This window comes from Streptomyces sp. NPDC058401 (assembly GCF_042722885.1).
Lineage (GTDB): Bacteria > Actinomycetota > Actinomycetes > Streptomycetales > Streptomycetaceae > Streptomyces.
The window spans coordinates 1-12,754 of the sequence record NZ_JBHXKA010000045.1 but is presented as its reverse complement, the minus strand read 5'-3'; the positions used below and the strand labels follow the sequence as shown (position 1 = coordinate 12,754).

Genomic DNA, 12,754 nt, shown 5'->3' with positions numbered 1-12,754 from the left:
GCCCGTGACGTGCGCACATCTGACGGGCTGTCTCCCGGGGAAGATGAAGGGAACGTTAAGAGGACTAGACCAACCCGTCAATAGGTCTGGACCAAAGTGCGCGATCCGGCAAGGTCCCGCGCGGGTTCCGTCAAGGGGATCTTCCGCGCATGTGAGGGGGCGGGAATCGGCCGAACGGCGCAATCCGCACACCCGGAGGTGACCTAATGTGTGACCCAGGCCACATTGACTCACCTGTATGGCTGCCGATCACCCGTGGCACACTGGCTTCAGTACCAGTAGCAGCGCACTCCGGGGTCGGTGTAATTCCGAACCGGCGGTTATAGTCCGCGACCCGTCCGCAGCCAGCGGCCGGTTGACCAGGTGAAATTCCTGGACCGACGGTTAAAGTCCGGATGGGAGGCAGTGCGCGGCGGGCCAGTCACCGGTACGCCGCCGTCGGCGGTCCATCGGCACATCCCTCGGGACGTGCCGTCGAACGGACCGATTTTCCGGCCCTGGCGTCCCCGCGTGTGCTACCCGCTTCATCTGTCGTATCCCGACAGGCCCCGGAGTCCGTGCCCGATGAGGCAGGAGGACCCGGTGGCGACACACGCCGCGCACGCAGCACCCGACGCGGGCACCCGCGCCATGCGCCGAGCCGTCGAGCTCGCCGCCCGCGGACTCGGCTCCACCAGCCCCAACCCGGTCGTCGGCTGCGTCATCACCGACGCCTCGGGCAGCATCGTGGGCGAAGGCTGGCACGAGCGGGCCGGCGGCCCGCACGCCGAGGTCCACGCCCTGAACGCGGCGGGCGCGGCAGCCCGCGGCGCCACCGCCTACGTCACCCTCGAACCCTGCAACCACACCGGCCGTACGGGACCCTGCGCACAGGCCCTCATCGCCGCCGGGATCGCCCGCGTGGTCTACGCGGTCTCCGACCCGAACCCGCAGGCCAGCGGCGGCGGCGCCACCCTGCGCGCCGCCGGGATCGACACCACGGCCGGACTGCTCGCCGAGGAGGCCGCGGCGGGCAACGCCGCCTGGCTGACCTCCGTACGCCTGGGCCGCCCGTACATCCTGTGGAAGTACGCCGCGACCCTCGACGGCCGCATCGCGGCGGCCGACGGCACCAGCCGCTGGATCAGCTCGCCCGAATCCCGCGCCGACGTCCACCGGCTGCGCGCCGAGTCCGACGCCGTCGTCGTCGGCTCCGGCACCCTGCGCGCCGACGACCCGCACCTCGCGGTACGGGGCATCGACGGCTTCACCTCCGCCGACCAGCCCCTGCGCGTGGTCCTGGACACCCACGCCACCATCCGGCCCACCGCCCGGATCCTGGACGAGGCCGCCCCCACCCTGATCGCCGTCGCCGAGGATGCGGACACCCGCCACCTCGCCGGAGTCGAGCTGGCCCGGCTCCCGTACGACAAGTACGGGATCTCCGTGGACGCCCTGCTGAGCGAGCTGTACGGGCGCGGCATCCGCTCCGTCCTCCTCGAAGGCGGCCCCACCCTGGCCGGCGCCTTCGTCGCCGCGGGAGCCGTCGACAAGGTCGTCGGCTACCTCGCCCCCGTCCTCCTCGGCGCGGGCCCCCTCGCCCTCGCCGACGCCGGCATCGGCACCCTCGCCGACGCGCTCCGGCTCCGGATCACCGAAACCGTCCGCATCGGCACGGACATCCGCGTCACCGCCGTCCCCGAGTCGGCGCCCTCCGCCCCCACTGCCCTCAAGGAGCACTGAGTGTTCACCGGAATCGTCGAAGAACTGGGCGAGGTCGTCGCCGTCGAGGAGCTCGCCGAAGCCTCCCGCTTCCGCCTGCGCGGCCCGGTCGTCACCGAGGACGCCAAGCACGGCGACTCCATCGCCGTGAACGGCGTCTGCCTGACGGTCGTGGAGACCGGTGACGGCGAGTTCACCGCCGACGTCATGCAGGAGACCCTGAACCGCTCCAGCCTCGGCGCCCTCGCCCAGGGCTCCCGGGTCAACCTGGAGCGCCCGATGGCACTCGGCGGACGGCTTGGCGGCCACCTGGTCCAGGGGCACGTGGACGGCACCGGCGAGATCCTCGACCGGACCCCCTCCGAGCACTGGGAGATCGTCAAGGTCGCCCTCCCGGAGAACCTCTCCCGCTACGTGGTCGAGAAGGGCTCCATCACGGTCGACGGCGTCAGCCTCACCGTGGTCGAGGCCGCCGCCGACTGGTTCACGATCAGCCTCATCCCCACCACCCTCGCGCTGACCACCCTGGGCATCAAGAAGCCCGGCGACCCGGTCAACCTGGAGGTCGACGTGCTGGCCAAGTACGTGGAGCGGCTGCTCGGCGCGAACGGCGGGCAGGGGGAGACGGCACGATGAGCGCCCTGAACTGGCTGAACTCGGAGGCGTTCACCGCCTTCGACCAGCACATCAAGTGGTCCGACATGATCGGCAACACGATCGGTCTGATCGCCCTCGCCCTCGGCTGGCGGCGCTCCATATGGACCTGGCCGGCCCAGTTCCTCTCCGGCGCGATCCTCTTCGTGGCCTTTGCCGCCGGTCACCTTTCCGGCAGCGCCGGCAAGCAGGTCGTCGTCATGCTCGTCGCCGCGTGGGGCTATGCCCAGTGGAACCGGGGCCGGAAGCAGGCCCAGGACGGCGGGCTCGCCGTCCGCTTCGCCACCTGGCGCGAACGCGGGGTCCTGGTGGCCGCGGCCGCCGTCGGCACGGTCGCCGTCGCACTCCTCTTCACCGCTTACCCGGCCCTGTCCTGGGACCCCTGGCCCGACGCCTACATCTTCGTCGGCACGGTCGTCGCCATGTACGCCCAGTCGCGCGGCATGGTCGAGTTCTGGTTCGCCTGGCTCCTGGTCGACCTGGTGGGCGTGCCCCTGAACTTCGCCAACGGCTACGCGTTCTCCGGTTTCGTCTACGTCATCTACGGCGCGCTCGTCCTGTGGGGCATGCGCGACTGGTGGCTCCGCTCGCGTACCACCACCGCCCCGGCTCTGGAAGGAGCAACGGCATGACCCCGAACCCCGTCCTGAAGCCCGTGCCCGACGTCGAGCACGAAGAGGTCTTCCGGCTCGACCCCGTCGAGCAGGCCATCCGCGACATCGCGGCCGGCCGGCCGGTGGTCGTCGTCGACGACGAGGACCGCGAGAACGAGGGCGACCTCGTCATCGCCGCCGAGAAGGCCACCCCCGAGATCATCGCCTTCATGATGAGCGAGTGCCGCGGCCTGATCTGCGCCCCGCTGGAGGGCGACGAGCTGGAGCGGCTCGAACTCCCGCAGATGGTCCAGCACAACACCGAGTCGATGCAGACCGCCTTCACCGTCTCCGTCGACGCGAGCGGCGCCCACGGCGTCACCACCGGCATCTCGGCCGCCGACCGCGCCACCACCCTGCGGCTGCTGGCCGACGGGGTCTCGGGCCCCGCGGACTTCGTCCGCCCCGGGCACGTCTTCCCGCTGCGCGCCAAGCCCGGCGGCGTCCTGGTCCGCAACGGCCACACCGAGGCCGCCGTCGACCTCGCCCGCCTCGCGGGCCTGCGCCCGGCCGGCGCCATCGTGGAGATCGCCGGCGAGGACGGCGTCATGCTGCGCCTGCCCGAGCTGATCCCCTTCGCCCGCAAGCACGGACTGACGATCATCTCCATCGAGGACCTGATCGCCTACCGCCGCTCCGCCGAGCCGACCGTGCGCCGCGAGGCCCAGGTCAACCTGCCGACCGCCTTCGGCCACTTCACCGCGTACGGGTACCGCTCCACCGTCGACGGCGTCGAGCACGTCGCCCTCGTCCACGGCGAGATCGGCGACGGCGAGGACGTCCTGGTCCGCATGCACTCCGAGTGCCTGACCGGGGACATCTTCCAGTCGCAGCGCTGCGACTGCGGCCCCCAGCTGCACAGCGCCATGGAGCGGGTCCAGGCGGCCGGCCGCGGTGTGATCGTCTACCTGCGCGGTCACGAGGGCCGCGGCATCGGCCTGCTGTCCAAGCTGCGCGCGTACGAGCTCCAGGAGCGCGGCCGCGACACCCTCGACGCCAACCTGGAACTGGGCCTGCCGGCCGACGCCCGCGACTACGGGGCCGGCGCCCAGATGCTCGCCGACCTCGGTGTCCACAGCGTCCGGCTGCTGACCAACAACCCCGACAAGGCGGAAGCCCTCATCAGCCACGGCATCAAGGTTTCCGACCGGGAGCCGATGCCCATGGAGGCGGGCGAGCACAACCTGCGCTACCTGCGCACCAAGCGGGACCGGATGGGCCACGACCTGCCCTGGCTCGACGGGGCCGTGACCACGTCCGCCTGCGGCAACCAGTAACACCACCCGGCAGCACCACCCCGAGCACCACCCACACCACACGCAGTAACCCCATACGAACGCAACGAGGAGCAGAGCTGTGAGCGGCAAGGGCGCACCCGAACTGAGCGTGAAGAACTGCGGAGACCTGCGCATCGCGGTGATCGCGGCCCAGTGGCACGAGAAGGTCATGGACGGCCTGGTGGACGGCGCCCTGCGGGCCCTGCACGAGCTGGGGATCGACGAGCCCACCCTGCTGCGCGTCCCGGGCAGCTTCGAGCTCCCGGTCGTGGCGAAGGTACTGGCCGGTCGCGGTTACGATGCCATCGTCGCCCTCGGCGTGGTCATCCGCGGCGGCACCCCGCACTTCGAATACGTCTGCCAGGGCGTCACCCAGGGCCTGGTACAGGTGTCGATCGACACCGGAGTCCCCATCGGCTTCGGCGTACTGACCTGCGACAACGACGAGCAGGCGCTGGACCGCGCCGGGCTCGAGGGGTCGAACGAGGACAAGGGGCACGAAGCGGTCACCGCCGCCGTCTCCACCGCCATGATCGTGCGGGCCGTCACGAACCCTGGCGCCAGCAGGTAGTCGCCGACCCCGTATTCTGAGGACCATCATGGCGAACAAAACCCCCAAGAGCTTCGAAGAGCTCTTCACCGAGCTCCAGCTCAAGGCCAACGGTGACCCGAGCACCTCCCGTACCGCCGAGCTGGTCGGCAAGGGCGTCCATGCCATCGGCAAGAAGGTCGTCGAGGAGGCCGCCGAAGTCTGGATGGCCGCCGAGTACGAGGGCAAGGAAGCCGCCGCGGAGGAGATCTCCCAGCTGCTCTACCACGTCCAGGTGATGATGGTGGCGCGCGGGATCTCCCTCGAAGACGTCTACGCGCACCTCTAGGCCGCAGCAGTTCTCAGGCCGCAGCAGTTCCGCGTGAGCCCCGGCACAGGCTGCCGGGGCGTCCGCGCGCCCCGCACACGTACCAGCACACCCTTTCGCACCTACGCACCAAAGGAAGCCCCATGCTGCGCATCGCCGTCCCCAACAAGGGTTCACTCTCCGGACCGGCGTCGGCGATGCTCCATGAGGCCGGCTACCGGATGCGCAAGGAGTCCAAGGAGCTCGTGGTCGTCGACCCCGAGAACGAGGTGGAGTTCTTCTACCTCCGCCCCAAGGACATCGCGATCTACGTGTCCTCCGGCAAGCTCGACATCGGCATCACCGGCCGAGACCTGCTGCTCGACTCCGGCGCCAGCGCCGAGGAGATCCTGCCGCTGAACTTCGGCCGCTCCACCTTCCGCTACGCCACCATCCCCGGCACCGCGAAGGGCCCCGAGGACTTCCACGGGATGACCATCGCGACCTCGTACGAGGGAATCGTCGCGAAGCACCTCGCCGACCAGGGCATCGAAGCCTCCGTCGTCCACCTCGACGGCGCGGTCGAGACCGCCATCCAGCTCGGCGTCGCCCAGATCATCGCCGACGTCGTCGAGACCGGCACCAGCCTGCGCAACGCCGGACTGGAGGTCATCGGCGAGCCGATCATGACCTCCGAGGCCGTCGTCATCCGCGGCAACGGCACCGACCCCGAGGACCCCCGGGCCCAGCAGTTCCTGCGCCGCCTCCAGGGCGTCCTGGTCGCCCGCAGCTACGTGATGATGGACTACGACTGCCGCGCCGAGCACCTGGAGCGCGCGGTCGCCCTCACCCCGGGTCTGGAGTCGCCGACCGTCTCCCCGCTGCACAACGAGGGCTGGGTCGCCGTCCGCGCCATGGTCCCCGCCAAGGAGGCCCAGCGGATCATGGACGACCTGTACGAGCTCGGCGCGCGCGCGATCCTCACCACCTCGATCCACGCCTGCCGCCTCTGACGGCCCCTCGGGTCTCCCTGATTTCCGCGATCCGTCACCCGGCACCACCCGAAGGCACCTGACGAACATGGCCGACGCCACCGCCCAGCCCGCACCGCCCGCCCTGCCGGTCACCTTCCGGCCGACCCGCACCCGGGCCGTCCTGCTGGGCGTGGGCGCCGCCATGTTCGTCACGATCACGGCGATCGCGCTCGTCCTCGAAACCCTGCACCCCGGTGAGCGGATCGCCTTCGTCTTCACCGCGGCCCTGCTCTCCTCCGTCCTCGTGCTGCTCAGCCGCCCCAAGGTGGTCGCCGACGAGACCGGGGTCACGGTCGTCAACCTCACCACCACCCGCCGCCTGGAGTGGGCGCAGATCCTGCGCGTCAACCTCCGCCCCGGCGACGCCTGGGTGTTCCTCGACCTGAGCGACGGCACCAGCCTGCCCGCCCTCGGCATCCAGCCCGGGGTCGCCAAGGCCCAGGCGATCGGCGACGCCCGCGCCCTGCGCGCCCTGGCCGAAGCCCACGGAACCGGCTCAAAGAACGACTGAGCGCGGCCGACCTCGTCGCTGCGTCCCATTGCGGCGGCGGTCCCAATGACTAACCTGGTGGGCGGGGCGCGCACATGCGTGCCCTCCCACACGCCCCGGGACCCCGTGGCCCGTGGGCACCATCGACCTGAGGAGTGACTCCCTCCAGCAATGGACGGATCGTCCGGTAGTACACGCGCCGCCCTCCCCCCGGAGGCGGCGGCATGACCATCCCGCTACTCCTGCTCGTGGCGGCATTCGCCCTGATCCTCGCCAACGGTTTCTTCGTGGCGGCCGAATTCGGCCTCGTCACCGTCGAGAGACCCGAGGCCGAACGCGCCGCGGCCGAGGGCGACCGCCGTGCCCGCACGGTCGTCGCAGCCCTGAGGGAGCTGTCCTTCCAGCTCTCCGGCACCCAGCTCGGCATCACCATCACCTCCCTCGTGGTCGGCATGCTCGCCGAGCCCGCCCTCGCCGCCCTGCTGGCCGGACCGCTCGAAGCGACCGGCCTCCCCAAGGGCGCCGTACCCGGTGCGGCCGTCGTCATCGGCATGCTGCTCGCCTCCGCCGTCCAGATGGTCGTCGGCGAGCTCGTCCCGAAGAACTGGGCCGTCTCCCGGCCGCTCCAGGTGGCCCGTTTCGTGGCCGGCCCGCAGCACGTCTTCTCCCGGGTCTTCCGGCCCGTCATCGCGGGCCTCAACGCCGTCGCCAACCGGCTCGTCCGGGCGCTCGGCGTGGAGCCCACCGAAGAGATGGCCTCCGCCCGCACCCCCGGCGAACTGGTCTCCCTGGTCCGTCATTCGGCCCAGGCCGGAGCCCTGGAACAGGACACCGCCGACCTCTTCGTACGGACCCTCTCGCTCGGCGAGCTCACGGCGCAGCTGGTCATGACCCCCCGGGTCAAGGTCAGCGCCCTCCAGCACACGGCCACCGCGGCCGACGTGCTCAACCTGACCCGCGCCACGGGCCTGTCCCGCTTCCCCGTCTACCGCGAGCGCATCGACGAGATCACCGGGGTCGTCCACCTCAAGGACGCCCTCGCCGTGCCCGAGTCCGAGCGCGCCCGCACCAGCGTCAGCGGGATCTGCGTGGCCCCGCTGCTGGTGCCCGGCTCCCTGCCGGTGCAGCCGCTGCTGGAACGGCTGCGCAGCGAACAGCCCATGGCCGTGGTCGTCGACGAGTACGGCGGCACCGCCGGCGTCGTCACCCTGGAGGACATCGTGGAGGAGCTCGTCGGCGAAGTCCGCGACGAGCACGACCTCGCGGAGGACGGCAGCCCCGAACTGGCCGCCGTACCCGCCGAGGACGGCCGCCCCTCCTGGGAGGCCGACGGGAGCTGCCGCGTGCAGACCCTCCGCCGGATAGGCCTGGAGGTCCCCGAAGGCCCGTACGAGACCGTCGCCGGGCTCGTCGCCGACCTGCTCGGCCGCATCCCCGCCCCCGGGGACCGAGCCGAACTCCCCGGCTGGAAGCTCTCCGTGCGCCAGGTCCGCCGCTACCGCGCCGAGCGGGTCCGCCTCGTGCGCACCGCTCCCGCGGGCCCGGGCGGCCCCGGCTCCTACGGGCTCGCCTCCGACGGGTTCGCCCCGCCGGCCGCCGCGCCCGCGGAGCTGGCACAGGTGGGTGGCCGGTGAACGCGCTCCAACTGCTCTTCGCCCTGCTGCTCGTCCTGGCCAACGGCTTCTTCGTCGGAGCCGAGTTCGCCCTCGTCTCCGTCCGCCGCAGTCAGATCGAACCGCTGGCCGCCGGTTCCAAGCGGGCCCGCCAGGTGCTCCACGGGCTGGAGAACCTGCCGCGCATGATGGCCGCCGCGCAGTTCGGCATCACCATGTGCTCGCTCACCCTCGGCGCCGTGGCCGAACCCACCGTGGCCCGGCTCCTGGAGCCGGTCTTCCACGCCGCCCACGTGCCCGAAGGACTGATCCACCCGCTGGGCTACGCCGTGGCCCTCACCGCGGTGATCTTCCTGCACCTGGTCATCGGCGAGATGGTCCCCAAGAACCTCGCCATGGCCGCCCCCGAGAAGACGGCCCTGTGGTTCAGCCCCGGACTCGTCGCCTTCGCACGGGTCTGCGGACCGGTCACCACGGCGCTGGGCGCCTGCGCCACGCTGATCCTGCGGCTCTTCAAGGTGGAGCCCAAGGACGAGGTCGAGGCCGTCTACACCTCCGCCCAGCTCGGCCGCCTGCTCAAGGACTCCCGGCAGGCAGGCCTGCTGGAGCCGGTCGAGCAGGAGCGCCTGGAGGACGCGCTGGAACTGGGCAGCCGCCCGGTCACCGACGTCCTCCTCGCCCCGGCCCGGCTGGTCACGGTCGGCCCGGCCGTCACCCCGCGCCAGATCGAGCAGCTGACGGTCCGCACCGGGTACTCCCGGTTCCCCGTCCGCGCCGACAGCGGCGCCTTCATGGGCTACCTGCACGTGAAGGACGTCCTGGACCTGGAGGACCGGGAACGGGCCGTGCCCCAGCGGGTCTGGCGCCGGATGACCACGGTCTGCTCCACGCTCCCGCTGGACGACGCCCTGACGGTCATGCGCCGGGACGCCACCCACTTGGCGCAGGTCGCGGACCCCTCGGGCCGGGTCCTGGGCCTGGTCGCCATGGAGGACGTCCTGGAGACGCTGGTCGGGGAGGTACGAGACCCGGCCCACCGGGGGTACGTGCGGAGCGCGTAACCCCGCGCCTCGAACGCCGGCGAGGCTGGACGCATCCAGCCCGTCCGGCGTTCGAGGACCGGGTCCGGGCAGCGCCCGGGGAACGGTGGAACGGCGGGTAGGGGACTCCGCCCCGCGCAGCGGCCCACTACAGCGGCGGCGGATCCGGCCGTTCCTGGGGACCGCGCCCCGACAGGACCTCCCCGTAGGCCTGCATCAGGTCCGCCAGCCGCAGGGTGGAGAGATCCTCCCGGGACGGATCACCGGTGAAGCCCGACAGCCGCAGGTCCCGGTACGCGCAGCTCTTCTCGTACAGCGTGCGCAGGAACCGCCCGTTGCCCAGCTCGTCGATCCACCCCTGCTCCACCACGTGCCCGCTGATGCTCCGCAGCTCCTCCAGCGCCTCCTCGTCCCACCGGTCGCCGTTGGCGTCCGCCAGCACCCCGCCGATCGAGGTGAGTTCCAGCGGCCGGTAGCTGGGGAAGTCCACCCGCGTGGTGAACCGCGAGGACAGTCCCGGATTCGTGGCGAGCAGCCGGTCCATCCCCGCCGGATAGCCCGCGAGGATCACGACCAGGTGGTCGCGGTTGTCCTCCGCCCGCTTCAGGAGCACCTGCAGGGCCTCGTCGCCGTACGCGTCACCCTTGCTGTAGCCGGAGTTGGAGAGGCTGTACGCCTCGTCCACGAACAGCACCCCGCCGATCGCCGAGTCGATCAGCTCGTTCGCCTTCACGGCGGTCTGCCCGAGGAACTCGCCGACCAGGTCGGCGCGCCCGGCCTCCACGAGGTGGTCGCCGCCGAGCAGGCCCAGCGCGTAGAAGACCCGGCCCAGGATCCGCGCCACCGTGGTCTTCCCCGTGCCCGACGGCCCGGAGAAGACGAAGTGCCGTTTCGGCGGCTGCACCGGCAGCCCCTGCCCCGTCCGCAGCCTGGCCATGTGCAGCTGCGCGGAGAGCGCCTTCACCTGCCGTTTGACCGGCTCCAGCCCCACCATCCGCTCCAGCTCCGCGAGCGCCTCGGCCAGCGCCGCCGGATCCGCCGGCCCGGCCGGCAGCCCCGTTGGTCCCGCCTGCGCGGGCAGCGAGGCCTTGTGCCGTACCCCGGCCGGCAGACCCGTGCCGGGCCCGGGCGCCCCGGCGCCGTGCCGCGGCTCCGGCGGGTCGGCCGCCATCGGCGGGTCCGGGTCCGGCTGCCCGTCGGCGGCGACCCCCTGGACCGGACCGCCGCCCAGCGCCACCGCCGCGAAGTCCCCGCCCGACGCGGCCGCTCCGTGCCCGCCGAAGGACTCGTAGCCGGCGCCGCTCGCGTATCCGGCCAGGCCGTCGGCGTCCTCGCTGTCCTCGATCGCCGTCAGCCGGGCCGCCGTGTCCATGAACGCCGGGTCCACCCGGTGCACCGCCCGGTACAGCGGCAGGGCCGCCGCGCTGCGCCCGGTCCCCTCGTGCGCCCGCGCCAGCCAGTACCGCAGCTCCTTGCGCTGGGGCTGCTCGCTGCGGCAGCGCATCAGCGAGGCCGCCAGCAGCGGCTCGGCCTGCCCGTACATCTCCAGGCGGACCCGGGCCATCCCGCCGAACAGGCCCGCCTCGATGCCCAGGAGCGGATCGTCGACCAGCGATTCGGTGGAGCGCACCAACTGCTCCCAGTCCTTGACCAGGTAGGCCCGGCAGGCGTGCAGGAAGCGCACCTGGGGGTCGGTGTCCACGGGCGGCAGAGCGGCCAGCGCCTGGTCCAGCTCGGGGACGTGGCGCCCGTCCAGCCAGTGCGAGGCGTGCGCCAGCAGCAGGTCCCGCCTGGTCTCCAGTACCGGCTGCACCCACCAGCCCAGCCAGTACCAGGAGTTCAGCGTCCGCCGGTGGCGGGCCCGCTGTTCCCCGAAGCGGTCCCGGTGGGCGTACATGCGCAATAACGCGTTGGTGGTGTCGACGCGGAGCGCGTGCAGGCCCAGCCAGGCATCGGCCATCGCCGGATCGAGTCGTACCGCCGTCCGGAACTCCTCCTCGGCCTGCGGGTAGGCGCCCATCGTGCAGGCGTCCACTCCTCGCAGCCAGGCGAGTTCGGCCGGGGCGTGCGCGCTGCTGCCGTGCGCGGCGAAGTCCATCACATCCCCCACAAGCTGCCCCCGTGGTGCTCAGCAACCCCCGCGATGCGTACGCGAGTTGTTCCTGCGCCGATGAAATCAGGGGTGCATCGTACCTGCGGTTACGCACCTTACGTAGGGTGCGTCGAAGACGGGACGGGCGCAGATCGGGGCCGTCCGCGGTGACGCAGGGTGAGAGAAAAGCCGGGATGTGCCCCCTGCGACACGGCGACGGGGGAGTGCCGGGCGGGACGTGGCGGGGGACCGGGGGACAGAACGAAGCCCCCGATCACGGGGGAACAATCGGGGGCTTCGCGTCCGTGGCGGCCGGTGAGAGCCGCTTCCACAGAACGTAAGGCCGTCCCGGTCCCGGGTCAAGCGGCTTGGAGACACCCGCGGAGCGGGCCTTCCCGCCGCCCTTCAGGCCTGGGGGGCCTAGTCACCCTCCGTCACGACGGCACCCGTTCCGGCCGCCCCGGCCGCCCCGGAAGTCCACTCGTATCCCGTACTGCTCTGCCGCACCAGGGTGTCCGCGAAGGGGCGCGAAGGATCATCCGAGAAGTGCGCGAGCTCCGCGCGCTCCCATCCGTCCCAGAAGTCGGAAAGTTCGCGCCCGTCCCGGTTGCGTCCGCGCCCCCAGGACCGCGCACGCGGCGTCTCCATCCACAGCAGCCGCGCCAGGTGCGGGCGCAGGGCGCGCCGTCCGGCACCGACCCCCTCGACGAGCAGCACCGGACCGGGCTCCAGCACCCGCTCCGGCCCGAACCGCCGCTCGATCCAGTCGTACGGGGCCCAGTGCGCGGCCCGCCCCGCGGCGAGCGGCTCCAGCACCTGCACCCGCAGCCGCCCCACCCACCCGAACAGCTCCTCATGGGTGGCCACATCGTCCAGCCGCAACACGGGAACCCCGCCCAGGGCCTCGGCGAGCACCCCCGCGAAGGTGCTCTTCCCGGAGCCGGCGTGCCCGTCGATCCCGACGAGGCGGACGGGTCCGAGGGAGGGGGGCGCGGCGAGGATCTCGCGGGCGAGGGGTCGAAGTGACGGAAGGGACGAAAGCGACGGCTGAGTCTCCACCAACCCAGCGTATGGCCTGTGGGCCACGGCCCCCGAAGCTGCCGAAGACCACCGCCCCGGCGCCAGCCCCCCCCTCGCTGCTGCCGCGGGGCGAACTCCCAGCAGCCCCCTTCGCCGCTGCTGCGGAGCAGGGTTCCCCGCAGCCCCCTGTTCCGCTGCGCGGGACGAAGTCCCCTACCCGCCCTTCGCCCGTTCCCCGGGGCTCCGCCCCGGACCCCCTGGGGCTCCGCCCCGGACCCCCTGGGGCTCCGCCCCGGACCCCCTGGGGCTCAGCCCCCGACCCCCTGGGGCTCAGCCCCGGACCC

12 protein-coding genes and 1 riboswitch are annotated in these 12,754 nt (G+C 72.1%); of the genes, 10 read left to right on the top strand and 2 right to left on the bottom strand.

Features of this window, described 5'->3' with window-relative positions; all coding sequences use genetic code 11:
* Positions 1-282 precede the first annotated feature (282 nt).
* Positions 283-413, top strand: a riboswitch (FMN riboswitch).
* 217 nt (positions 414-630) lie between these two features.
* From ribD to ACFWNV_RS18470, 10 genes are all read left to right on the top strand, one after another.
* A complete protein-coding gene (ribD, locus tag ACFWNV_RS18515) occupies positions 631-1,722 on the top strand; it encodes a bifunctional diaminohydroxyphosphoribosylaminopyrimidine deaminase/5-amino-6-(5-phosphoribosylamino)uracil reductase RibD (protein WP_383947858.1) in 1,092 nt (363 codons plus the stop codon).
* Positions 1,723-2,337 (top strand): riboflavin synthase, encoded by a 615-nt coding sequence (locus tag ACFWNV_RS18510; RefSeq protein ID WP_383947753.1) that lies wholly within the window; start codon positions 1,723-1,725, stop codon positions 2,335-2,337.
* Positions 2,334-2,987: a nicotinamide riboside transporter PnuC gene (locus ACFWNV_RS18505; RefSeq protein WP_383947750.1), complete on the top strand. Its 654-nt coding sequence runs from the start codon at positions 2,334-2,336 to the stop codon at positions 2,985-2,987. The genes ACFWNV_RS18510 and ACFWNV_RS18505 overlap by 4 nt, the downstream gene beginning before the upstream one ends.
* Positions 2,984-4,285 carry a bifunctional 3,4-dihydroxy-2-butanone-4-phosphate synthase/GTP cyclohydrolase II gene (locus ACFWNV_RS18500; RefSeq protein WP_383947748.1) on the top strand — a complete coding sequence of 434 codons (1,302 nt, stop codon included), beginning with the start codon at positions 2,984-2,986 and terminating at the stop codon, positions 4,283-4,285. The genes ACFWNV_RS18505 and ACFWNV_RS18500 overlap by 4 nt, the downstream gene beginning before the upstream one ends.
* Before the next feature lie 79 nt (positions 4,286-4,364).
* Positions 4,365-4,856: a 6,7-dimethyl-8-ribityllumazine synthase gene (gene ribH, locus ACFWNV_RS18495; protein WP_383947745.1), complete on the top strand. Its 492-nt coding sequence runs from the start codon at positions 4,365-4,367 to the stop codon at positions 4,854-4,856.
* 28 nt (positions 4,857-4,884) lie between these two features.
* Positions 4,885-5,163, top strand: a complete 279-nt coding sequence (locus ACFWNV_RS18490; RefSeq protein WP_327251701.1) for a phosphoribosyl-ATP diphosphatase — start codon at positions 4,885-4,887, stop codon at positions 5,161-5,163.
* Between the two features lie 122 nt (positions 5,164-5,285).
* Positions 5,286-6,134 carry an ATP phosphoribosyltransferase gene (hisG, locus tag ACFWNV_RS18485; protein WP_266876436.1) on the top strand — a complete coding sequence of 283 codons (849 nt, stop codon included), beginning with the start codon at positions 5,286-5,288 and terminating at the stop codon, positions 6,132-6,134.
* A 67-nt stretch (positions 6,135-6,201) separates the two neighbouring features.
* The gene (locus ACFWNV_RS18480; protein ID WP_266910576.1) at positions 6,202-6,666 is read left to right on the top strand and encodes a PH domain-containing protein; all 465 of its coding nucleotides are present in this window, start codon (positions 6,202-6,204) and stop codon (positions 6,664-6,666) included.
* Between the two features lie 203 nt (positions 6,667-6,869).
* Complete coding sequence (locus tag ACFWNV_RS18475; RefSeq protein ID WP_383947740.1) at positions 6,870-8,279, top strand: hemolysin family protein; 1,410 nt, start codon at positions 6,870-6,872, stop codon at positions 8,277-8,279.
* Complete coding sequence (locus tag ACFWNV_RS18470) at positions 8,276-9,319, top strand: hemolysin family protein (protein WP_383947737.1); 1,044 nt, start codon at positions 8,276-8,278, stop codon at positions 9,317-9,319. Before ACFWNV_RS18475 ends, ACFWNV_RS18470 begins: the two co-directional genes overlap by 4 nt.
* 127 nt (positions 9,320-9,446) lie before the next feature.
* Here the strand turns inward: ACFWNV_RS18470 and ACFWNV_RS18465 are convergent, their stop codons facing one another.
* Entirely contained in the window at positions 9,447-11,396 is a 1,950-nt protein-coding gene (locus ACFWNV_RS18465; protein WP_383947734.1) for an AAA family ATPase, read from the bottom strand.
* Between the two features lie 414 nt (positions 11,397-11,810).
* Complete coding sequence (locus ACFWNV_RS18460) at positions 11,811-12,449, bottom strand: uridine kinase (RefSeq protein ID WP_383947731.1); 639 nt, start codon at positions 12,447-12,449, stop codon at positions 11,811-11,813.
* Positions 12,450-12,754: the final 305 nt, after the last annotated feature.

Coding starts and splice junctions, on each gene's coding strand:
- ribD (WP_383947858.1), top strand. CDS start 631: ATGCGCCGAGCCGTCGAGCTCGCCGCCCGCGGACTCGGCTCCACCAGC.
- ACFWNV_RS18505 (WP_383947750.1), top strand. CDS start 2,334: ATGAGCGCCCTGAACTGGCTGAACTCGGAGGCGTTCACCGCCTTCGAC.
- ACFWNV_RS18500 (WP_383947748.1), top strand. CDS start 2,984: ATGACCCCGAACCCCGTCCTGAAGCCCGTGCCCGACGTCGAGCACGAA.
- ACFWNV_RS18490 (WP_327251701.1), top strand. CDS start 4,885: ATGGCGAACAAAACCCCCAAGAGCTTCGAAGAGCTCTTCACCGAGCTC.
- hisG (WP_266876436.1), top strand. CDS start 5,286: ATGCTGCGCATCGCCGTCCCCAACAAGGGTTCACTCTCCGGACCGGCG.
- ACFWNV_RS18480 (WP_266910576.1), top strand. CDS start 6,202: ATGGCCGACGCCACCGCCCAGCCCGCACCGCCCGCCCTGCCGGTCACC.
- ACFWNV_RS18475 (WP_383947740.1), top strand. CDS start 6,870: ATGACCATCCCGCTACTCCTGCTCGTGGCGGCATTCGCCCTGATCCTC.
- ACFWNV_RS18465 (WP_383947734.1), bottom strand. CDS start 11,396: ATGGACTTCGCCGCGCACGGCAGCAGCGCGCACGCCCCGGCCGAACTC.